Consider the following 20,393-nt stretch of genomic DNA (forward strand, 5'->3'; position numbering starts at 1 on the left):
GGGACAACCTGACCAGCGTAGCGGACTTATGAGTTTGTTACAGACTGTTACGATAGGTGGGATAGGGAGAGGAGTCTGTGAGTTGAGTCACAGACTCGGTCAGGCCGAAGGGGCCAGCGCCTGCTGGATCAGCGCCTTTTGATGGGCGCCGAAATCCGCCACCAGTGCCTCGGATTCACCGGCATCCCGCGCCAGGATGGCTTTTGTTAGATTGGTGAAAAACAGGCCCGTGCGGTCCAGATCCTGCCGGTAACGATCCGCGCTCAGATAGTAGGCCCGGCTGACAGCGGGCTTGAAGTTGGTCAGCGCCTCCGTGAGGTAGGGATTGCCGACTACCCGGCAGCAGACGTCCATCACTTCAAAGCTCGCTTCCACAATGGCCGTGATATTGGCGTCCTTGCGCTGCATCTGGCCAGTGACGTGTCCAACCACCGACAACAACGCGGTTTTGTCCTCTTCCCGCCAACGCTCACACAGACGCCGCGCCAGCATGATCAACAGGTGCATGTACACGTCATAGAGCTCTGAGGCATGCACCGCATCCAGCTTGGTGGCCGACGCGCCCTTGCGCGGGGTGATTTCAATCAGGTGCCAGCGTTCCAGGGTATACAGGGCCTCTTTCACCGATGCCCGGCTTACCTTCAGTTCTGTGGCGGTCGTCGCCTCCTGCAAACGCTCGCCCGGCTTTATCTGCCCGGTCATGATGCGTTCAGCCAGATAGTTGGCGATCTGCTCGGCGAGGGTGTTAGGAACCTGGAAATCCATTGACTGAAGCGCGCTCCTGACATTCAAAGCCGTGATGGCGTTGGAAAATACCACAGAATCTTAACCTTAATGCCGGAAAGAATCAGTAGTTGGCAATGGGCTGCTATCCTATGTAGACGTCAAAGGATCACAAGTCCCGACGCTAATTCAACAAAAACGAGGTGAACGACATGCGAAAGCTATTTCTGGCCCTGGGCGCGACCGCGCTGATCGGTGTTTCTCCGGCACAGGCGGATACCAATCTCTCCATTGCCACGGGCGGCACCGGTGGTACCTATTACCCTCTCGGGGGTGGCCTCGCGGAGTTGATCAGTCAGCATATTGAAGGGTACAGCGCGGTTGCCGAAGTCACTGGCGCTTCGGTTGAAAATATGGGGCTGGTTCATCGCCAGGATTCGGACCTGGCGATTGCCCTGGCAGACACCGTTCATCAGGCCTATAACGGTGGCGAACGTTTCAATGGCAACAAGCTGGATGTGCTGGCCATTGCTTCGCTTTATCCGAACGCGGTTCAGATTGTCACCCTGGCGGACTCGGGCATTACGTCGCTGGCAGATCTGGCTGGCAAGCGTGTGTCTGTCGGTGCGCCGGGCAGCGGTACCGAAGTGAACGCCAAGGCCCTGCTGGAGACTAACGGCATGAGCTTCGACGATTTCGACGAGCGCGGCCTGAACTTCAATGAATCCGCAGATGCCATTCGCGATGGCGACATCGACGCCGCGTTCTGGAGTGTTGGCCCGCCAACAAGTTCTATTGTCAGCCTTGCCACCACCCGTGACATTGCACTGATACCACTCTCCGAGAATGAAATCGCTAACGCCAGAGCAGAAGTGCCGGTGTTTGCGCCCTACAAGCTGCGTTCCGGTACCTACGAGGGTGTCGATACGGATATTTCAACGATTGGCATTCCCAACGTCCTTACCGTCAACAGCGCCATGTCGGAAGACCTTGCCTACAAAGTCACCAAGTTGCTCTTCGAAAAGGTGGAAGCTCTGAGGGCGATCCATCCGGCCGCTGACGACACCACCGTAGAGTTCAGTCTGGATTCCACGCCCATTCCCCTCCATCCGGGTGCCATTCGCTATTACGAGGAAATAGGGGCAGAAGTGCCGGAGGCACTGCGCCAGTAATCGGGAATCCGTCGTCATCATTCGTCGGTTCATGGTTTACAGGGCCTGTTGTCTGGCCGTGTCACTGCTGTGGGGATTATGGCCCACAGCAGTTAGCGCTCAGAGCAAAGCGGTCTGGCAACTGTCGGTGTCTGATACCAGCCAGACGTCGCTGGTTCAGCTCGGCCTGCCCGAGGGCGGGCGGTGGTGCCTGATCTGGAATCACTCGGTGCAGGGGTTTCCTGTGACGGACTGCTTTCGCATGGAAGCGGACCAGTTGATTCTGGACAGTAGCCACACACCGGACTTTGCCGCCGGCCTTGGCCATACCCGTGGTCGGGGCACACTGACGTCGGATGACGACCACGGCTACCGCATCGTCGATATGCAGGTACCCATACCTAATAATCGTCTCTCGCTGCGCGTTGGCGCCTTGTCGGTGAATCACCGCATTGAGGTGGATTCGCGCGTGGTGAGTCTAAGCCGTCTGGCCGCTGACAAACTCGTTGAGATTCGAGTACGGCCTGCAGAGGATAAAGGAAGCACGCTTCAATGAGTCAAGAAACGGCCATCTACCTGAAAACCAATGGCGCATGGCAGCCGACCAGAATGAGTGGGCCCAGGGCACTGCTCTGGCTGATCGCACTGATTGGTATCGGCCTATCGCTGTTTCAGCTATACAGCGCCGGTATTCAACCGCTGGGACTGTTCTATCAACGGGGCATTCACCTGGCGTTGGTGATGATGCTGTGCTTTCTGCTGTTCGGGCCCCGTCCTGGCCGACCGCGTGGCGCCATAACGGCGTTGATTGATACCGGCTTTTTGATAGCCTCGGGCGCATCCGGTTTCTATCTGGTCTGGTTTCTCGATGAGATTACCGGTCGGGCCGGGTTCTGGAACCAGACCGATATTGTTATGGCGTGGGTATGCACCATCACCTTGCTGGAGGCCAGCCGCCGGGCGGTAGGCACCGGGCTGACGGTGATCGGTGTGATTGCCATCCTCTACGCAATGAGTGGCCAGCGTGGGCCGCTGTCGGAGCTGGGGGAGTGGCTGCCGGGCATTCTCAACCATCGCGGCTACTCCCTCGACCGTATCGGTGCCCAGTTGTATCTGGGGCAGGAGGGTATTTTCGGCCTGCCGTTGGGCGTTGCTGCTACGTTCGTGTTCATCTTTGTGCTGTTCGGCGCCATGCTGGAAGTGACCGGCGCAGGCCGCTTCTTCATCGATCTGGCGTTTGCGGCCACTGGCCGTCAGCGCGGCGGCCCTGCTAAAGCCGCGGTTCTGGCATCGGCCAGCATGGGGTCCATCTCCGGTAGCGCCATCGCCAACGTGGTGACTACGGGCGCGTTTACGATTCCGCTGATGAAAAAGTTGGGTTTTCGTCCGGCCCAGGCGGGCGGCATTGAAGCCGCAGCCAGTACCGGTGGCCAGATCATGCCGCCGCTGATGGGCGCCGGCGCTTTCCTGATTGCGGAATACACCCGTGTGCCGTACCTCGACATTGTAAAAGTCAGTGTGTTTCCGGCTCTGCTGTACTTCGCCACGGTGTACCTGCTCGTTCACATCTGTGCGGTGAAGCAGGGCATGAAGGGCCTGCCTTCCAGTGAACTCCCCCAGCTCCGGGAGGTGATGGCTTTCGGCTGGTACTTCCTGTTGCCGATCATCATGCTGGTGTACCTGCTGGTGATGGGCATCTCCCCCATGCGGGTCGGGTTTTATGCCGTGGTCGGCATCATTGGTATCGCCGGGCTGAACGGCCTGTACCTTGCCTATAAACAGGGACGGGCGGACAACCAGCTTGGAAAAGCCCTGACGGATGCGCTGCGTGAAGGCGTTGTAAAACTGCTGCAGGGCCTCGAACTGGGTGCCCGCAACGCGGTCCCCGTCAGCATTGCCTGCGCCATTGCCGGCATTGTGGTGGCGGTGGTCGGCCTGACCGGGCTGGGCCTCAAGTTCTCGTCAATGATGATCGCGTTCGCCGACGGCAACATTCTGATGGCGCTGTTCCTGGTGGTCATCGCCAGCCTGATTCTGGGCCTGGGGCTGCCGGTGACTGCCAGCTACATCGTACTGATCGTGCTGGTGGGGCCGGCGTTGACCAACGAGTTCGGTATCCCGCTGTTGGTCGCTCACCTGTTGGTGTTCTGGTACTCCCAGGATTCCAACGTCACGCCGCCTGTGGCGCTGGCCGCCTTCGCGGGGGCGGCGATCGCGGGCAGTAAAACCATGGAAACCAGCGTACAGGCCTGGAAGTTCGCCAAGGGCCTTTACCTCATTCCGCTGTTCATGGTGTTCAACCCCGTGATCATCGAAGGGGGGCCGTTACCGCTGGTTCTCTGGAACGGCTTCATCGCCATACTCGCCCTTGCGGCCTTTGCAGCGGCGCTTGAAGGCTTTCTGTTCACCCACATGAAACCCTGGATGCGACTGGCATTGAGTGGCGCGGTGATCGCAATCTTTTACCCAGACCTGCAGGTGGAAATCTCCGGTGTGGTCGCGATGCTGGCACTGCTGGCCATGAATTACTGGCACCGACGCCGGGAACTGCATGGGGCCGGAGCCCCCGAAACAGAGGAGCAATCACAGTGAGATAGCGCGATTGGGGCTGTATTGATAAATGCAGTGATTAAAAAGTACCACGGTTTTCTTGACGACTGTTATATTGTAGGACAATAATGCAGTTAACAAGAAGCGATCGCCCAGATCGAAAGTAACAGCCGATGAGGGAAAACACGTGAGTACGAAACCATTGATCCTGAGCACCGAGTCCGCCCGCCGGAAAGTGCTGCTGACACTCAAGAAATACAGCTACCTGATCGCCATGCTGCCCCTGGCCCTGCCACCCCTGTTGTTGGCGGCCGGGCAAGCCACCGGATGGGTCAACCTGTTCGCCTGGGGCGTGCCGGTGGTCGTCTTCGGCATCATCCCCATCCTCGACCTACTGCTGGGCAAAGACGCCCTTAACCCGGACGAGGAAGCCGATACCCCACGCATGAACACCGAACGCTTCTACAAGTTCATCACCCTGGGCTGGGTTGCCGCCTTTGCGGTGTTGCTGGTGTGGAGCATGTTCGTGCTGGCGTCCGGCCTGTTCAATGTGGCCGGTGGCATCGGCTGGATCTTTTCCGTCGGCATCGTTGGCGGCCTGGGCATCAACGTTGCCCACGAACTCATCCACAAAGACGGAAAACTCGAAACCTGGGCCGGCGGCTTCCTGCTGTCACTGGTCAGCTACGCCGGCTTCAAAGTCGAACACCTGCGCGGCCACCACGTTCACGTCTCCACCCCGGAAGACGCCTCGTCCTCGCGCTACAACCAGTCCCTCTACAACTTCCTGCCCCAGGCCTATGCCCGCAACTTCATCAACGCCTGGAAACTGGAAGCCAAACGCCTCGAGAAAAAAGGCCATAGCGCCCTCAGCTGGCGCAACGAACTCATCTGGTGGTACAGCATCACCGCACTGGCCTTCACGGCCTTCACCGTCGCCTTTGGCTGGCTTGGCGCCGTGTTCTTCCTCGGCCAGAGCTTCATCGCCCTCAACCTGCTGGAAATCGTCAACTACCTCGAACACTACGGCCTCCACCGCCGCAAACTCGACAACGGCCGCTACGAACGCACCGGCCCGGAACACAGCTGGAACTCCAACTACTTCCTCACCAACGTCTTCCTGTTCCACCTCCAACGCCACAGCGACCACCACGCCTGGGCCAAACGCCGCTACCAGGTCCTCCGCCACCACGAAATAGCGCCCCAGCTCCCCGCCGGTTACGCCGCCATGGTCGTCCTGGCCATGATCCCGCCACTGTGGAAAAAGGTGATGAACCCGAGGGTAGAGGCGTACTACGAAGGCGAAGAACACCAGTTGGCGTGAGTCGAGACAAATACAGGAGGCATACGCCTAAAGGCGTTATCTGAAGAGTACGATCGGTCAGTGTGGGGGCTTTCTCCCCGGACCGTGCATTGCCAGGGATGGCAATGCCGAGCCCCCATGGATGGGTTCACGGCGTGTCTGGGGAGAAAGCCTCCACACTGGCCAGCCCCCCCCACCATGCAATCAAAAAAGTTTCCAAGGCCCCACAGGTTTTGTGTCTCTGACTGTGGGGCCTTTTTTTGCCCTTGAAATTTCCCCGCAACGCACGCAAGTATAATGGTTGAATCCTGAACCCATAAAAGGGAGCTCCCATGCCCAAACACTTCGAACAAGCCCCCGGCCTGCACGAAGCAACCGTCCCCGAAACCGAAGGCTACGTCTTCAACCAAACCATGATGCGCATCAAAGACCCTGAGCGCTCCATGGACTTCTACACCCGGGTAATGGGCATGCGCCTCGTCAGAAAACTCGACTTCCCGGAAATGAAATTCACCCTCTACTTCCTCGCCTACCTCGACGACCGCCAGGCCAACATGGTCCCCAACGACGACGCTCACCGCACCACCTTCATCTTTGGCCGCGAAGCCATGCTCGAACTGACCCACAACTGGGGCACCGAAAACGATGAAGAGTTTGGCTACCATAATGGCAACGACGAGCCCCAGGGCTTTGGCCACATCGGCGTAGCGGTGCCGGACGTATACAGTGCCTGCGATCGCTTTGAAAAACTGGGCGTGGACTTCGTCAAGAAGCCGGACGATGGCAAAATGAAGGGCCTGGCGTTCATCAAGGACCCGGACGGCTACTGGATCGAAATCCTGCAGCCGAACATGCTCGAAAAGCAGCGCCGGGTAGAAGAGGAAGAGTAAACCGCCTGACTCGGCGGTATCAGGCAGTGTCGGGACGACTCCCGGCACTGCTGCGAGAGGCCACGATCACCGCCGCCGTCAGAATCAACGCCCCGGCAATACCGATCACCCCCAATTCCTCCCCCAGAATCACCCACGCAAGCGTGGCCACGAACAGCGGCTCCAGAGTCACGATAATGCTCGACAGAGTAGCCGGTGTTGTCTTCATACCGCTGAAGAAGCTCACATACCCCAGGCAAGTTGGCACCACACCGATGTAGGCCACCATCAGCCATTGTGAAATGCCCAGGCTCTGTAGCCCGTCAAAACCACCACTCAGCGCAACGACAGGCAGCAGGATCAGCGCGGCGGTAAAAAAGCAGATGAACGCCGTGGTGAACACCGGAGTACCGGTGGACGTGTGCCGGCTGGTCAGCGTAAACCCGGCATACACCAGCGCCGCCAGAACCGCCACCAGGATGCCACCCAGGCGAAGATGGCCAGCACTGTCCATGTCACTGATCACCAGCATCGCGGTGCCGGCAATAGCGGCGGCCAACGCCAGCATTGTCACCACGCCCGGTTTCTCGCCCAGCAGCGGCGCCGCCATGATGGCGACAAGCACGGGTGCCAGGCACAGGGCAATCAGCGTGGCGATACCTGCACCGGTCATGTCCACGGCCAGCAGGTAGCTGCCCTGATAGACCGCCTGGAAGAAGCCCAGGGCCACAAGCGGAACCAGAGCTTTACGGGTGGACTTTGGCGGAGAGGTTGCACTGCGAGCGAGCGCGCGCTGCTCCTTCAGCATCAGCCCAAAGAAGAAGGGTAAAGCGACCGCCAGGCGCAGGAAGCCCAGTGTCACTGCCTGCAGGTCGGAGCCGGAAAACAGGAATTTTGCCACGATACCCGTGGTCGCCCAGAGCAGGGCGGCCAGGGCAATCAGTAATGCGCCTCGGATCATTCAATAACCAGTACGATGAGTTCCTTGGGACCGTGAACACCGTAAGCGAGAGTTTGCTCGATATCAGCGGTCTTCGAAGGTCCGGAGACTAACAGCGCATTGGTTGGCATGCCAGCGGCCCAGTTCTGGGATTGCATGGCATCGTGGAACGTGGTGTACAACTCACTGGCCTTCAGGATCGCAATATGGATGGGCGGCACCAGGCTCATCAGCCGGGGCTCATCCGCCGTCGGCCAAAGAATCAGCGACCCGGTTTCGGCAATGCCGCCCCGGGTAGAGGTGATGCCGGCGTCCACCTCATTGAAAAGCGCTTCCTGCCAGCTTTCGATGGGCTCGTCGTACACCAGCAGTTGCGGCAGGTCCTCGCGGTTTTTGGTGGCGCTTCTCAGGGCCTGGCCGATCTCATGTTCCTTGGCAATCAGCAGGGTCTGGGCGCCGCGGCTCTGAAGGATTTCAGCCAACCGGTCAATCCAGCCGGATTCCGTGGTGCGATGCACTTCCCCGTGAACCGATTCGATGGTCCGTTCGAACATGTCCAGCCGTTCAGCGGTGCTCCAGTCCGGACGATCAAGCACTGAAAAATCGCATTCCGGGGCGGTCAGTTCGCCGCCGGTGCGGTTGCGCAGGCGCTGGAGAATGGCGTCTCTGGAACTCATTGGCCACGCTCCTTCATCCGTTCGTGGAGGGTTTTGGGTGCCAGTTTTGGCGCGGTTCGGTATTGCGTCCAGGCGCCAATCTTGCCCGGTTGCAGCTTGCGGAACCGCGCACCCAAGCTGGTGCCCAGGCGATAGAGGCCTGGTTTGGCGTGCATCCAGCTCCAGCCCTTCCAGATCATGGCTTCCACGCTACTGCGTTTGGCGCCATGGCCACGAACCTTGGCGGGGTGCAGCTTGTCACCGTCCACGGATTCCTGGCGCAGCCGCACCAGCAGGTCCGGAATCGGAATCTTCACCGGGCAGACTTCGCCGCAGGCGCCACACAGGCTTGAAGCCGTCGGCAGGTGACGGCCCTCATCAAGGCCCACCATATGCGGCATCAGGATTTTACCAATGGGGCCGGGGTAGGTGGTGCCATAAGTATGGCCGCCCACCCGCGTATACACCGGGCAGTGGTTCATGCAGGCGCCGCAGCGAATGCAGCGCAGGGTGTCCAGCAGCTCGTCGTCCTGATAGATGGTGGAGCGGCCATTGTCCACCAGCACCACGTGAACCTCTTCCGGGCCGTCCATCTCGTTGGCCTTGCGGGGGCCGGAAATCATGTTGAAGTAGGTGGTAATGTGCTGGCCGGTGGCGGAACGGGTCAATAGCGCCAGCAGGGCAGTCACGTCTTCCAGGTTGGGCACCACCTTCTCGATGCCGGTCACGGCAATGTGGCAGGGCGGTACGGTGGTGGTCATACGGCCATTGCCTTCGTTTTCCACCAGGCACAGGGTGCCGGTTTCGGCCACGGCGAAGTTAACGCCGGAAATGCCCACGTCGGCATTACGGAATTTTTCCCGCAACTGGAGTCGGGCGTTCGCGGTCAGGTATTCCACGTCGTTGGAAAGGTCGGTGCCGGTTTTGTCGTGCAGCAGTTGGGAGATCTCGCCGGTGTTCTTGTGAATCGCCGGCATGATGATGTGCGAGGGCGTTTCTTCCGCCAGTTGCACGATGTACTCGCCAAGGTCCGACTCCAGCGCCTCGATGCCCTGTTCCTCAAGGTAATGGTTCAGCTCCATTTCCTCAGAGACCATGGACTTGCCCTTGATCGCCGTCTTGGCGTCCCGCGCCACGCAGATATCGCGTACGATACGGCAGGCTTCATCACCGTCGGTGGCCCAATGCACAGTAATGCCGTTCTCGGTCAGCTTCTGTTCCAGTTGCTCCAGCAAATCCGGCAGGCTGGCCAGGGCCCGCATGCGAATGTTGGCGCCCAAGTCCCGAAGGGTTTCCAGGTCCCAACCTTCAAAGGCGGACTTGCGCTTGGTCATCAGGCCGTCCATCGCCTTGCGGAAGTTCTGGCGAACCTGCGGGTTGTGGATGGCCGCCCGGGCGCGCGGGTGGAACTCTTTCACATCGATGTGGTGGGCGGAATGGTGTGAAGAGCCGTGTGTTGTCTCGCTCATGACTGTTCACCTCCACTGCTGGTGCGTTCCCAGAGGAAACTCAGAATGTGCTGGCCGGTCACCGGCTTCTGGTTTTTCTCAGCGTACCCGGCGATGTTCATCAAACATCCGCAGTCCGTGGTGACAAACTCTTTGGCGCCGGTGTCCACCAGGGTGTCCACTTTCTCGCTGACCATGGCCCCGGAAATTTCCGGATGGCGCACCGCGAAGGTACCGCCAAAGCCGCAGCATTCCTCCGCTCGAACCTGTTCCACTAGGTTGACGTTTTTTAGCTGCCCCAGCAGCTTGGGGCCGACTTCCGCCACACCCATTTCACGGCGGGCGGAGCAGGAGGTGTGCATGGCTACGGTGGTGGGCTCACCCAGGTCGTCCAGTTTGATGTGGCACACGTTCACCAGAAAGTCCGTCAGTTCCCATACCCGCCCGGCAATTTCAGCGGCCGCGACTTCATCGGAGGTGTCCTTGAACAGCGCCGGGTAATGCTTGCGCATCATGCCGCCACAGGAACCGGAGGGCACCACAATCGGCCAGTCTTCCGGAAACAGCCCGAGTTGGGCGCGGGCGACTGCGCGGGCTTCGTCGTGATAGCCGGAGGTGTAGGCGGGCTGGCCACAGCAGGTCTGGTCTTCAGGGTAGATGACCTGAATGCCTTCCCGCTCCAGCAACTGGATGCCGGCCATGCCCGCGTCGGGATAGAACATGTCGACCAGGCAGGTGCCGTAGAAATAGACCTTGGAAGGTTTGGCCGGGTAAACCTTGATGGGATCAACCATAGTGCCGTCGCTCGCGATTATTATTGTCTCTCTGAGCCACAATAATAGGGCGGGGCCCTGGTAGTTGCCAGGCGACTTTATGGGGAGTCTGCGTGCTCGGAAAACGGGTGGGGTGGTAGCTGGTGACTTGGGAGCGGGCAGTGGCAGCCGGCCACTGCCCGAATAGCGTTATTCGACCGTCAGGCGCTCGGCGTTCTTTTCAACCGTGCGCTCACCAATGCCCTTGACGTTGGTCAGGTCGTTGCGGGACTGGAAAGGACCGTTGGCATCGCGATAGGCCACAATCGCTTCGGCTTTGCTCTGCCCGATGCCGTTGAGACTGGCCAGGGTTTCGATGTCGGCGGTGTTGATGTTGATGGTGGCGGGTTCAGCGTGGGCGAAACCGGTGAACAGGCTGAACAGAAGGACCATCATGGCGATAAAAGGGGTGCGTTTCATTCTTGCTTTGCTCCTGAGAGTGATTTTACGTGTCTGATTATTCGTCAGGACGTAAAAGCGGCGGAGCTGGTTGGAAAAGAAAAAGTAACCGGCGAGATGGGGAAGTGCACGGACAGGAACACATTCCCTATGCTCCTGAGCCCGTGGCTGACCCCATGCCTGATCCTTCAGGCTGCGCAACATCCTGTGCGCGTCTTCCCTGGTGTTCGTCCCTGTGGCCCTGATTCCCTGGGCAACTCCTGATCCGTGGAGTTATCTTCCCTGAGCCAGCTTTCCTTGCCGGCTTCTCATCCTTGACGTTGACCATTCTACATGGGAGCCATTCTCAAGAAATCGGACATTCGCTCCCTTATCTGTGCGATATCTCTTACAGATTTGTAATCAAACGGACAGGTGGAGATTGAACGTATGTTCATGCATTTTCTGGATTTTCCCGTTTACAGCTCCGGTGCACGATTAAGGGTCTGGAGCACCAGAGTTGACCATTCTGTTGCCCCATTTTTTGACAATAACCGGAGGCCAGTTGGCATCAGAATAAAAACAATATTTAAAACAACAGGTTATTTTTTAAGTTCATAGAATTGCAGGTTTGTGGGTTTGGCGCATCGTAATAGTGCGCTTAGCGGAGTGGCGATTCATCGTGGTGCATTACTGCTGGTTCGAAAGCCCGGTAAGTGGTTGTCAAATATCATTTAACTGACTGAAAAATAAGGCGTGTTTTTCATTCTGGAACAGCTGATGCAGAGGTGTTGGTGCATTTTGGGGCAATAACACCAATCAATCCGAAAAGGATGCACAACATGACGATTAGAAAACACGTGAAACTGGGCCTGTCAGCACTGGCTCTCTCAATGTCTCTTAACGCAGCGGCCGCCGAAGATCCCATCAAGGTCGGCATCCTCCACTCCCTCTCCGGCACCATGGCCATCAGTGAAACCGTGCTGAAAGACACCGTCGAAATGCTCATCGCCAAGCAGAATGCCGAAGGTGGTGTTCTGGGCCGTGAACTGGAAGCAGTTGTAGTTGACCCTGCCTCTAACTGGCCGCTGTTCGCCGAAAAGGCACGTGAGCTTCTGGCCCAGGAAAAAGTGGACGTGATTTTCGGCAACTGGACGTCTGTTTCCCGTAAATCCGTACTGCCGGTGGTTGAGGAGCTTAACGGCCTGCTGTTCTACCCGGTTCAGTACGAAGGTGAAGAATCTTCCGAGAACGTTTTCTATACCGGTGCCGCTCCCAACCAGCAGGCCATTCCTGCGGTGGACTACCTGATGAACAACATCGGTGTTGAACGCTGGGTGCTGGCCGGTACCGACTACGTGTACCCGCGCACCACCAACAAAATCCTTGAGACCTACCTGATGGACCAGGGCGTTGCCAAGGAAGACATCATGATCAACTACACGCCTTTCGGTCACTCCGACTGGCAGAACATCGTGTCTGACATCAAGCGTTTCGGCTCCGCCGGTAAGAAGACCGCTGTGGTCTCCACCATCAACGGCGACGCCAACGTACCGTTCTACCGTGAACTGGGTAACCAGGGCATCTCCGCTTCCGACATCCCGGTGGTGGCGTTCTCCGTGGGTGAGCAGGAGCTTTCCGGTATCGACACCGGCCCGCTGGTTGGCCACCTGGCGGCCTGGAACTACTTCATGAGTGTGGACAGCGATGCCAACTACGACTTCATCGACCAGTGGATCGAGCACACCGGCAACGAAGAAGCCGTCACCAACGACCCGATGGAAGCTCATTACATCGGCTTCAACATGTACATCGAAGCGGTGAAGAAAGCCGGCACCACCGACGTGGATGCGGTCAAAGACGCCATCATCGGCGTGAGCGTACCGAACCTCACCGGCGGCTACGCCACCATGATGCCCAACCACCACATCACCAAGCCGGTACTGATCGGTGAAATCCAGGACAACGGCCAGTTCTCCGTGGTCTGGGAAACCCCGTCTACCGTGGCTGGCGATGCCTGGTCTGACTTCCTGCCGGGTTCCCGTGACCTGATTGCCGACTGGCGCAAGCCGATGTTCTGCGGAAGCTTCAACACGGCAACCGGCAAGTGCGGCGCTTCTGCCGGAGAAATGGCGGCTGAAGAAGCCGAATAAGGCATAGCAGCCAACAGCGCAATACAGACAACCGGGAGCGGCGATGCTGCCCCGGTTGTCGCTCCCGCAACTCGCTTTCAACCGACAGGACACCATCATGAGCATCCTTCGATCGCTCACATTGCTGCTTATCGCCCTGGTTTCCGTGCTCTCGCTTCCGGCCTCCGCCCAGGAAGACGACCCCGGAACGGCCTTGCTGAATAACCTTGCAGAAGCGCCCGCCAGCCGCGTGGAAGAGGCCATCAATGCCATCGTCAGCAGCGGTGATGAAAGAGCCAGGGGCTGGCTCGAAGCTTATGGCAACAACCGCCTGAGCCGGATAGACGACACCGGCCAGGTCGTGATCGTACTGAACAACCGGGGCCGGGACTGGGAAATCGCCAACCCGCTGACCGGAGAGAACATGGGCGAAATGTCCCGCCGCGAGCTGGACCGGATCGCCATCAATAACCGGATACGGGGCCAGCTTGAGGGCATTCTTGCCATGCTGGACCTGAACGCCGCAGACCCTGACGTGCGTGAAGCCTCCGCACAGGACATGATGGGCAAAGTGGATGCTTCCCTGGTCGAGCCGCTGCAAGCGCAGTTGGAACGGGAAGAGAACGCCTCGGTGCGCAACCGCATTGAAGAGGCACTGGCCATTTACAGAGTGGGTGAGGGTAATCTTGAGGCCGTGGACGTGCTGGCCGGCAGTCTACACCCCCGGGCCCGAGCTGCCCTGAACGAAGCCGTGCGCAGCGATAATCCAGCCCTGGCCGACAAGGCCGAGCAGGCCCTCGGCACCATTGAACAGAAACTGAAACTCAACCGCGCCGCCGAAACGCTCTATTTTGGCCTCAGCCTGGGTTCCGTGCTGGTACTGGCCGCCATCGGTCTGGCCATCACTTTCGGCGTGATGGGCGTCATCAACATGGCCCACGGCGAACTGATCATGCTGGGTGCCTACACCACCTGGGGCATGCAGCAACTGTTTCCGGGCCAGCCTGGCCTGGCGCTGATTCTCTCGATTCCCGCCGGTTTTCTGGTGGCGGCCACCGCCGGCATCATCATTGAGCGCAGCGTGATCCAGTTCCTCAAGGGCCGCCCGCTGGAAACCCTGCTGGCTACCTTTGGTATCAGCCTCATCCTGCAGCAACTGGTGCGCACCGTGATCTCGCCCCAGAACCGCACCGTGGTCACACCGGACTGGATGAGCGGCTCGCTGGTGATCAACGACGCGCTCTCCCTCACTCTTAATCGACTGTACGTACTGGCGTTCGCACTGATCGTCTTCGCCGCGCTGATGATGATCATGCGCAAAACCCGCCTCGGCCTGGAAGTGCGTGCCGTCACCCAGAACCGCGCCATGGCACGTTCCATGGGCATCCGCGCCACCCGTGTGGACATCATGACCTTCGCCCTTGGCTCCGGTGTCGCCGGCCTGGCCGGTGTGGCGCTGTCCCAGCTCACCAACGTGGGCCCCAACCTGGGCCAGAACTACATCATCGACTCATTCATGGTGGTGGTGTTCGGTGGCGTGGGCAACCTGTGGGGCACGCTCATCGCCGGGCTGTCGCTGGGCACCATCAACCAGCTGCTGGAACCCTGGGCCGGTGCCGTACTCGCGAAGATCATTGTGCTGGTCTTCATCATCCTGTTCATTCAAAAACGGCCGAAGGGGCTCTTCCCCCAGAAAGGCCGGGCTGCGGAGGGTTAAGGTATGTGGTTGACTCAACCCTTGCGTGAACGATCCACGCAGATTTTCCTGGGCGTTCTGTTTGCAGCCCTGGCCATCGTGACTTTCCTTCACGTGGCCATGCCGGAAGACAGCGCCCTGTATGTCAGCGCCTACACCGTGACGCTGCTGGGCAAATACCTGTGCTACGCCTTGCTCGCGGTGGCTGTGGATCTGGTGTGGGGGTACCTCGGTATCCTCAGCCTGGGCCATGGCGCCTTCTTTGCCATCGGCGGCTACGCCATGGGTATGTACCTGATGCGCCAGATCGGCGACCGAGGCACCTACGGCGACCCCATCCTGCCGGACTTCATGGTGTTCCTGAACTGGCAGGAACTGCCCTGGTACTGGCTCGGGTTCGACATGGCCTGGTTTGCCTTCATCATGGTGCTGCTGGCCCCGGGCCTGCTGGCGCTGGTGTTCGGCTTCCTCGCCTTCCGTTCGCGGGTCACCGGCGTGTACCTGTCCATCATCACCCAGGCGCTGACCTTCGCGCTGATGCTGGCGTTCTTCCGCAACGAGATGGGCTTTGGCGGCAACAATGGCCTGACGGACTTCCGCGACATCCTCGGCTTCAACCTGCGTACCGACGCCACCCGTTTGGGGCTGTTCATCGCCACCGGTATCGCCCTGGCCATTGGCTACGTGATCTGCCGCGGCATCGTTACCAGCAAACTGGGCCGGGTCAGCATCGCCTGCCGCGACGCCGAAGCCCGCGCCCGCTTCCTGGGCTACCGGGTGGACCGGGTGCAGCTGTTCGTGTTCGTGGTCTCCGCCATGCTGGCGGGTGTGGCGGGCGCCTTGTACGTGCCTCAAGTGGGCATCATCAACCCCAGCGAATTCTCACCCCTGTTTTCCATTGAAGTGGTGGTCTGGGTCGCCCTTGGCGGCCGGGCAACCCTCTATGGCGCGGTGATCGGCGCGGTACTGGTGAATTACGCCAAAACCGTGTTCACCGGCGTGATGCCGGATGCCTGGCTGTTCGCCCTGGGTGGCCTGTTCGTGCTGGTCACCGTGTTCCTGCCCAAGGGCATCGCCGGCCTGCTGGCCAGCCGCCGCAAGGGCAAACAGGATGAACCAGGCACCCCAGCCGCTCCAACCACCACGGAGGCGACCGCATGAGCATTCTCGAGGAGCTTTCCAACCGCGACCGGGTGTTCGAATTCCTGACCCCGGCGGTTTCCCCCGTGGACACCCGCCACGGGCCCATCCTCTACATGGAAGACGTCAATGTGAGCTTCGATGGCTTCCGGGCCATCAACAACCTCAACATGACCATCGACGACGGCGAATTGCGCTGCATCATCGGGCCGAACGGCGCGGGCAAAACCACCATGATGGACATCATCACCGGTAAAACCGCCCCGGACACCGGGTCGGTCTGGTTCGGCAGCCGTCACAACCTGCTAACCATGAACGAGCCGGAGATCGCCACCCTCGGCATCGGCCGCAAGTTCCAGAAGCCCACCGTGTTCGAAGCCTTAACGGTGTTCGAAAACCTCGAACTGGCCATGGCCACCGACAAGCGGGTGATCCCCACTTTGCGGGCCGCCATGAAAGCGGAGTTTCGCGAACGCATCGGCGAAGTGCTGGAAACCATCGGTTTGCAGGAACTGCGAAACCAGCTGGCGGGCATCCTCTCCCACGGCCAGAAGCAGTGGCTGGAAATCGGCATGTTGCTGATGCAGAAGCCGCGCCTGCTGCTGGTGGACGAACCCGTCGCCGGCATGACCGAACAGGAAATGGAACGCACCGCCGAACTGCTCACCAGCCTCGCCGGCAAGCAGTCGGTTGTGGTGGTGGAGCACGACATGGGCTTCGTGCGCTCCATCGCCCGCAAGGTCACCGTGTTGCACCAGGGCAGCGTGCTGGCGGAAGGCAGCATGGACCAGGTCTCCAACGACCCGGAAGTGATCAAGGTGTATCTCGGGGAGGAGGAGGCGTAATGCTCAAGATCGAAAAACTGAACCAGTTCTACGGCGAAAGCCACACCCTGTGGGAGCTGGAACTGGACGTGCCCAAAGGCCAGTGCACCTGCGTGATGGGCCGCAACGGCGTGGGCAAAACCACCCTGATGAAATGCGTGATGGGGGAGGAAACCACCAGCAGTGGCAGCATCCAGTTTGATGGCGGCACCGAACTGACCAAACAAAAACTGGAAGAGCGCTCCCGCCTGGGCATCGGCTACGTGCCCCAGGGCCGGCAGATATTCCCGCTGCTGACCGTGGAAGAAAACCTGCGCACCGGCCTGGCCGTGCGCAAGGACGGCAGCAAGAAAATCCCCGAGCGCATTTACGAGCTGTTCCCCGTGCTCAAGGAAATGAAAAACCGCCGTGGCGGCGACCTCTCTGGCGGCCAGCAGCAACAGCTCGCCATCGGCCGCGCCCTGGTGATCGAGCCTCAGCTACTGATCCTCGACGAACCCGGCGAAGGCATCCAGCCCAACATCGTCGCCCAGATCGGCGAAGTCATCCGCCGGTTGATCAAGGAAGACGGCCTGACGGTGTTGCTGGTGGAGCAGAAGCTGCCCTTCGCCCGCAAATACGCCGACCGCTTCGCCATCATGGACCGCGGCCGCCGCGTCGCCGAGGGCGAGATTGCTGAGCTGTCTGATGAACTCATCAAGAAGCACCTGACGGTATGACCGCCTACGAAGCCATCACTACGAATGAGGCCCACGACTCCGGCCACCGCTTCGACGCGGCCCGGCGCTGGGCCGCCACCCTGGACCTGGCCTTCGACGCCAGGCAGGAGCAGGGCGCACAGGTTACCCGCATGACCCGCACCCGGTTCAAAGGGCCGTTGCGGGTACAGCGGCCGTTTTACCCGGAAGGCAAAACCGGCTGCTGCCACGTGTACCTGCTACACCCGCCCGGCGGCCTGGTTAGCGGCGATGCCCTGACTATCAACGTAACGGTTGGAAGCGGCGCCCACACCTTGGTGACCACCCCGGCAGCGGCGAAACTCTACAAAGCCGACCGCAACGGCGTGGCCTGGGCGCAGCACACACACCTGAACGTCGCCAACGGCGGCGTTCTTGAATATCTGCCCCAGGAGACCCTCGGCTTCAACGGCTCCCGGGGCGAGCAGACCACCACCATCGAACTGGAAACCGGCGCCAAATGCCTGGGCTGGGAAATTCTCGCCCTGGGCCGCCCGGCCAGCAACCTGCCGTTCGTCACCGGCCACATGGAGCAACGCTTCAGTCTGAGTATGAACGGCAAACCGCTATGGCTGGAGCGCCAACTGTTAGACCCCACTCACGCCCGTTTCCAAGGCAAATGGGGGCAGGGCGGCGCCACCGTTCAGGCGACCTTGTGGGTGGTTGGTTTGGAAGACGAAGCCGGCGCCATCGAAGCCATCCGTGAACAACTGCCGGCTTCAGCCCACTGGGCCATCACACGCCGGCGTGGCGTTGTGTTGTTGCGGTACCTGGGTAATGAAAGAAACGAAGCCTGGGATGTTTGCCAGCGGGCCTGGGAGGTACTTCGACCTCTGTTGGCCGGCCAGTCCGCGGTTGTTCCGCGGATCTGGTTGACTTGATGGTTGGTGCGGGAACAGGGCGGGGCGAACCGTCCGGGGCACGCTGTGAATACGTCCATGTACGCTTGACGAAAACATCCATGTTTTCGACATCCCCGGACGGTTCGCCCCGCCCTGTTAAGCGGAAAAATGAGTTAGCGCACTAGCTCGATAGGGTCAGAAATAACTGTTTGGAACAACGGAAGTTAATCCAACAGGCAACTCAGAATTCAGACAAGGCAGGAGGGAAGGGGTGCACGGGATCGTAAAAAACATGGATGTTTTTTCCGAGCGTACAGGGACGTATTCACCGCGTATCCCGTGCACCCCTTCCCTCCTGCCGACAAACTCCAGAACCCGAGGAGAACAAAAATGGAATTAACCCCAAGAGACAAAGACAAACTGCTCCTCTTCACAGCAGCACTGTTAGCAGAGCGCCGCAAGGCCAAAGGCCTGAAGCTGAATTACCCAGAAGCCGTCGCCCTCATCAGCGCCGAAATCATGGAAGGCGCCCGCGAAGGCCGCACCGTGGCTGAAATGATGACCGCCGGCACCGAAATCCTCACCCGCGACGACGTCATGGAAGGCGTGGCCGACATGGTTGACGAAGTCCAGGTAGAAGCCACCTTCCCGGACGGCACCAAACTCGTCACCGTCCACAACCCCATAGTTTGAGGAGGCTGCCATGATCCCCGGCGAATACCAGCTTAAAGACGGCGACATCGAACTCTGCGAAGGCCGCCAACGCATCACCATCGAAGTCGGCAACACCGGCGACCGCCCCATCCAGATCGGCTCCCACTACCACTTCGCCGAAGCCAACCCCGCGTTGGACTTCGACCGAGCCAAAGCCAGGGGCTACCGCCTAGACGTCGCCGCCGGCACCGCCATCCGCTTCGAACCCGGCCAAACGAGAGAAGTGACCCTTATCCCGTTCGCCGGAAAACGCGAAATCTACGGTTTCCGCCAAGAAGTCATGGGAAGACTCGACAAGAACTGAGGACAACAGGAGCAAGGGGTTAAAGAAGGCCCGAATGAACTCTGAGGGTCGGGCGGATAGGGCTTTCCAGGAATGTGCGGAGCCATGGATGGCGGAGCCCAAGCGCACATGGATGTGCTTGTAGCGTTTCCTGGAAAGCCCTATCCGACCGGCCCCCCGGCACCCAAGCACCAGGCCACGAGAACCCAGGCACCCAAGCAAAAAAGAGGGACAGCATGAAGATAACAAGACAAGCCTACGCCGACATGTACGGCCCCACAGTGGGTGACCGAGTCCGCCTGGGCAACACCGAACTGTGGATCCAGGTTGAAAGCGACGCCACCCACTACGGCGACGAAGTAAAATTCGGTGGCGGCAAAGTCATCCGGGACGGCATGGGCCAAAGCCAGCGGGCTGATGACACCGTCATGGACACCGTTATCACCAACGCATTGATACTCGACTGGTGGGGCATCGTCAAAGCCGACGTCGGCCTGCAAAACGGCAGAATCGCCGCCATCGGCAAAGCCGGCAACCCAGACACCCAGCCAGACGTCACCATCGTCATCGGCCCCGGCACCGAAATCATCGCCGGCGAAGGCAAAATCCTCACCGCTGGCGGCATTGACGCCCACATCCACTTCATCTGCCCGCAGCAGATCGAAGAAGCCCTGATGAGCGGCGTCACCACCATGCTCGGCGGCGGCACCGGCCCGGCCACTGGCAGCAACGCCACCACCTGCACCCCCGGCCCCTGGCACATCGGCAAAATGCTCCAGGCCGTCGACGACATGCCCATGAACATCGGCTTCCTCGGCAAAGGCAACGCCAGCCTGCCAGAGTCCCTCGAACTGCAACTGAAAGCCGGCGCCATGGGCCTCAAGCTCCATGAAGACTGGGGCACCACACCGGCTTCCATCGACAACTGCCTCACGGTGGCGGACAAGTTCGACGTACAGATCGCCATTCACACCGACACCCTCAACGAATCCGGATTTGTGGAAGACACCCTCGCCGCGTTCAAAGGCCGCTGCATCCACACCTACCACACCGAAGGGGCAGGGGGCGGCCACGCGCCAGATATCATCACCGCCTGCTCCAAGGATTACGTGCTGCCGTCTTCAACGAACCCCACGCGGCCCTACACCGTCAACACCATCGACGAACACCTCGACATGCTGATGGTCTGCCACCA

20 protein-coding genes are annotated in these 20,393 nt (G+C 59.8%); 14 read left to right on the forward strand and 6 right to left on the reverse strand.

Annotated features, from left to right (window positions below; all coding sequences use genetic code 11):
* Positions 1 to 99: 99 nt before the first annotated feature.
* Positions 100 to 765, reverse strand: coding sequence for a GntR family transcriptional regulator (locus B3M52_RS07265; protein WP_269399695.1), 666 nt, complete (start codon positions 763 to 765; stop codon positions 100 to 102).
* Positions 766 to 935: 170 nt separating this feature from the next.
* Here B3M52_RS07265 and B3M52_RS07270 point away from each other — a divergent pair, with 170 nt between their 5' ends.
* From B3M52_RS07270 to gloA, 5 genes are all read left to right on the forward strand, one after another.
* Positions 936 to 1,895: a TAXI family TRAP transporter solute-binding subunit gene (locus B3M52_RS07270; RefSeq protein WP_269399694.1), complete on the forward strand. Its 960-nt coding sequence runs from the start codon at positions 936 to 938 to the stop codon at positions 1,893 to 1,895.
* 127 nt (positions 1,896 to 2,022) lie between these two features.
* Positions 2,023 to 2,430 (forward strand): DUF1850 domain-containing protein, encoded by a 408-nt coding sequence (locus B3M52_RS07275; RefSeq protein WP_286749308.1) that lies wholly within the window; start codon positions 2,023 to 2,025, stop codon positions 2,428 to 2,430.
* Complete coding sequence (locus B3M52_RS07280; RefSeq protein ID WP_286749310.1) at positions 2,427 to 4,466, forward strand: TRAP transporter permease; 2,040 nt, start codon at positions 2,427 to 2,429, stop codon at positions 4,464 to 4,466. Before B3M52_RS07275 ends, B3M52_RS07280 begins: the two co-directional genes overlap by 4 nt.
* 145 nt (positions 4,467 to 4,611) lie before the next feature.
* On the forward strand, positions 4,612 to 5,748 hold the full coding sequence (locus tag B3M52_RS07285; RefSeq protein WP_286749311.1) for an alkane 1-monooxygenase: 1,137 nt from the start codon (positions 4,612 to 4,614) through the stop codon (positions 5,746 to 5,748).
* Between the two features lie 311 nt (positions 5,749 to 6,059).
* Positions 6,060 to 6,617 carry a lactoylglutathione lyase gene (gene gloA, locus B3M52_RS07290; RefSeq protein WP_007155583.1) on the forward strand — a complete coding sequence of 186 codons (558 nt, stop codon included), beginning with the start codon at positions 6,060 to 6,062 and terminating at the stop codon, positions 6,615 to 6,617.
* A 19-nt stretch (positions 6,618 to 6,636) separates the two neighbouring features.
* Here the strand turns inward: gloA and B3M52_RS07295 are convergent, their stop codons facing one another.
* From B3M52_RS07295 to B3M52_RS07315, 5 genes are all read right to left on the reverse strand, one after another.
* A complete protein-coding gene (locus B3M52_RS07295) occupies positions 6,637 to 7,557 on the reverse strand; it encodes a DMT family transporter (RefSeq protein ID WP_286749313.1) in 921 nt (306 codons plus the stop codon).
* Positions 7,554 to 8,213: a LutC/YkgG family protein gene (locus B3M52_RS07300; protein ID WP_075194448.1), complete on the reverse strand. Its 660-nt coding sequence runs from the start codon at positions 8,211 to 8,213 to the stop codon at positions 7,554 to 7,556. The genes B3M52_RS07295 and B3M52_RS07300 overlap by 4 nt, the downstream gene beginning before the upstream one ends.
* Entirely contained in the window at positions 8,210 to 9,661 is a 1,452-nt protein-coding gene (locus B3M52_RS07305) for a LutB/LldF family L-lactate oxidation iron-sulfur protein (protein WP_007155580.1), read from the reverse strand. Before B3M52_RS07305 ends, B3M52_RS07300 begins: the two co-directional genes overlap by 4 nt.
* Positions 9,658 to 10,434 (reverse strand): (Fe-S)-binding protein, encoded by a 777-nt coding sequence (locus B3M52_RS07310; RefSeq protein ID WP_007155579.1) that lies wholly within the window; start codon positions 10,432 to 10,434, stop codon positions 9,658 to 9,660. The genes B3M52_RS07305 and B3M52_RS07310 overlap by 4 nt, the downstream gene beginning before the upstream one ends.
* 168 nt (positions 10,435 to 10,602) lie before the next feature.
* Positions 10,603 to 10,872: a ComEA family DNA-binding protein gene (locus B3M52_RS07315; RefSeq protein ID WP_007155578.1), complete on the reverse strand. Its 270-nt coding sequence runs from the start codon at positions 10,870 to 10,872 to the stop codon at positions 10,603 to 10,605.
* A gap of 800 nt (positions 10,873 to 11,672) precedes the next feature.
* On the opposite strand from B3M52_RS07315, the gene urtA reads away from it, so the two are divergent.
* The 9 genes from urtA to B3M52_RS07360 all read left to right on the forward strand — a co-directional run.
* Positions 11,673 to 12,983: an urea ABC transporter substrate-binding protein gene (urtA, locus tag B3M52_RS07320; RefSeq protein ID WP_007155577.1), complete on the forward strand. Its 1,311-nt coding sequence runs from the start codon at positions 11,673 to 11,675 to the stop codon at positions 12,981 to 12,983.
* A 97-nt stretch (positions 12,984 to 13,080) separates the two neighbouring features.
* A complete protein-coding gene (gene urtB / locus B3M52_RS07325) occupies positions 13,081 to 14,679 on the forward strand; it encodes an urea ABC transporter permease subunit UrtB (RefSeq protein WP_286749318.1) in 1,599 nt (532 codons plus the stop codon).
* Positions 14,680 to 14,682: 3 nt separating this feature from the next.
* Positions 14,683 to 15,819: an urea ABC transporter permease subunit UrtC gene (gene urtC, locus B3M52_RS07330; RefSeq protein WP_091642988.1), complete on the forward strand. Its 1,137-nt coding sequence runs from the start codon at positions 14,683 to 14,685 to the stop codon at positions 15,817 to 15,819.
* The gene (gene urtD / locus B3M52_RS07335) at positions 15,816 to 16,643 is read left to right on the forward strand and encodes an urea ABC transporter ATP-binding protein UrtD (protein ID WP_091642991.1); all 828 of its coding nucleotides are present in this window, start codon (positions 15,816 to 15,818) and stop codon (positions 16,641 to 16,643) included. The genes urtC and urtD overlap by 4 nt, the downstream gene beginning before the upstream one ends.
* Complete coding sequence (gene urtE, locus B3M52_RS07340; protein WP_091642994.1) at positions 16,643 to 17,341, forward strand: urea ABC transporter ATP-binding subunit UrtE; 699 nt, start codon at positions 16,643 to 16,645, stop codon at positions 17,339 to 17,341. The genes urtD and urtE overlap by 1 nt, the downstream gene beginning before the upstream one ends.
* Complete coding sequence (locus tag B3M52_RS07345; protein ID WP_286749334.1) at positions 17,338 to 18,240, forward strand: urease accessory protein UreD; 903 nt, start codon at positions 17,338 to 17,340, stop codon at positions 18,238 to 18,240. Before urtE ends, B3M52_RS07345 begins: the two co-directional genes overlap by 4 nt.
* A 351-nt stretch (positions 18,241 to 18,591) precedes the next feature.
* Entirely contained in the window at positions 18,592 to 18,894 is a 303-nt protein-coding gene (gene ureA / locus B3M52_RS07350; RefSeq protein ID WP_007152777.1) for an urease subunit gamma, read from the forward strand.
* Between the two features lie 10 nt (positions 18,895 to 18,904).
* Complete coding sequence (locus tag B3M52_RS07355) at positions 18,905 to 19,219, forward strand: urease subunit beta (RefSeq protein ID WP_286749338.1); 315 nt, start codon at positions 18,905 to 18,907, stop codon at positions 19,217 to 19,219.
* A 215-nt stretch (positions 19,220 to 19,434) separates the two neighbouring features.
* Positions 19,435 to 20,393, forward strand: a 959-nt coding sequence (locus B3M52_RS07360; protein WP_286749340.1) for an urease subunit alpha, incomplete at its 3' end; no start/stop codon positions are given.

The organism is Marinobacter sp. UBA2688, assembly GCF_002352785.1.
In the GTDB taxonomy this organism is placed as follows: Bacteria; Pseudomonadota; Gammaproteobacteria; order Pseudomonadales; family Oleiphilaceae; genus Marinobacter; species Marinobacter salarius.

Bases quoted from the DNA above. Each gene is read 5' to 3' on its own strand.
- urtD (WP_091642991.1), top strand. From the start codon at position 15,816: ATGAGCATTCTCGAGGAGCTTTCCAACCGCGACCGGGTGTTCGAATTC.
- B3M52_RS07305 (WP_007155580.1), bottom strand. From the start codon at position 9,661: ATGAGCGAGACAACACACGGCTCTTCACACCATTCCGCCCACCACATC.
- gloA (WP_007155583.1), top strand. From the start codon at position 6,060: ATGCCCAAACACTTCGAACAAGCCCCCGGCCTGCACGAAGCAACCGTC.
- B3M52_RS07265 (WP_269399695.1), bottom strand. From the start codon at position 765: ATGGATTTCCAGGTTCCTAACACCCTCGCCGAGCAGATCGCCAACTAT.
- B3M52_RS07300 (WP_075194448.1), bottom strand. From the start codon at position 8,213: ATGAGTTCCAGAGACGCCATTCTCCAGCGCCTGCGCAACCGCACCGGC.
- B3M52_RS07310 (WP_007155579.1), bottom strand. From the start codon at position 10,434: ATGGTTGATCCCATCAAGGTTTACCCGGCCAAACCTTCCAAGGTCTAT.
- B3M52_RS07295 (WP_286749313.1), bottom strand. From the start codon at position 7,557: ATGATCCGAGGCGCATTACTGATTGCCCTGGCCGCCCTGCTCTGGGCG.
- urtC (WP_091642988.1), top strand. From the start codon at position 14,683: ATGTGGTTGACTCAACCCTTGCGTGAACGATCCACGCAGATTTTCCTG.
- B3M52_RS07315 (WP_007155578.1), bottom strand. From the start codon at position 10,872: ATGAAACGCACCCCTTTTATCGCCATGATGGTCCTTCTGTTCAGCCTG.
- ureA (WP_007152777.1), top strand. From the start codon at position 18,592: ATGGAATTAACCCCAAGAGACAAAGACAAACTGCTCCTCTTCACAGCA.
- B3M52_RS07355 (WP_286749338.1), top strand. From the start codon at position 18,905: ATGATCCCCGGCGAATACCAGCTTAAAGACGGCGACATCGAACTCTGC.
- B3M52_RS07270 (WP_269399694.1), top strand. From the start codon at position 936: ATGCGAAAGCTATTTCTGGCCCTGGGCGCGACCGCGCTGATCGGTGTT.
- urtB (WP_286749318.1), top strand. From the start codon at position 13,081: ATGAGCATCCTTCGATCGCTCACATTGCTGCTTATCGCCCTGGTTTCC.
- urtA (WP_007155577.1), top strand. From the start codon at position 11,673: ATGACGATTAGAAAACACGTGAAACTGGGCCTGTCAGCACTGGCTCTC.
- B3M52_RS07280 (WP_286749310.1), top strand. From the start codon at position 2,427: ATGAGTCAAGAAACGGCCATCTACCTGAAAACCAATGGCGCATGGCAG.
- urtE (WP_091642994.1), top strand. From the start codon at position 16,643: ATGCTCAAGATCGAAAAACTGAACCAGTTCTACGGCGAAAGCCACACC.
- B3M52_RS07345 (WP_286749334.1), top strand. From the start codon at position 17,338: ATGACCGCCTACGAAGCCATCACTACGAATGAGGCCCACGACTCCGGC.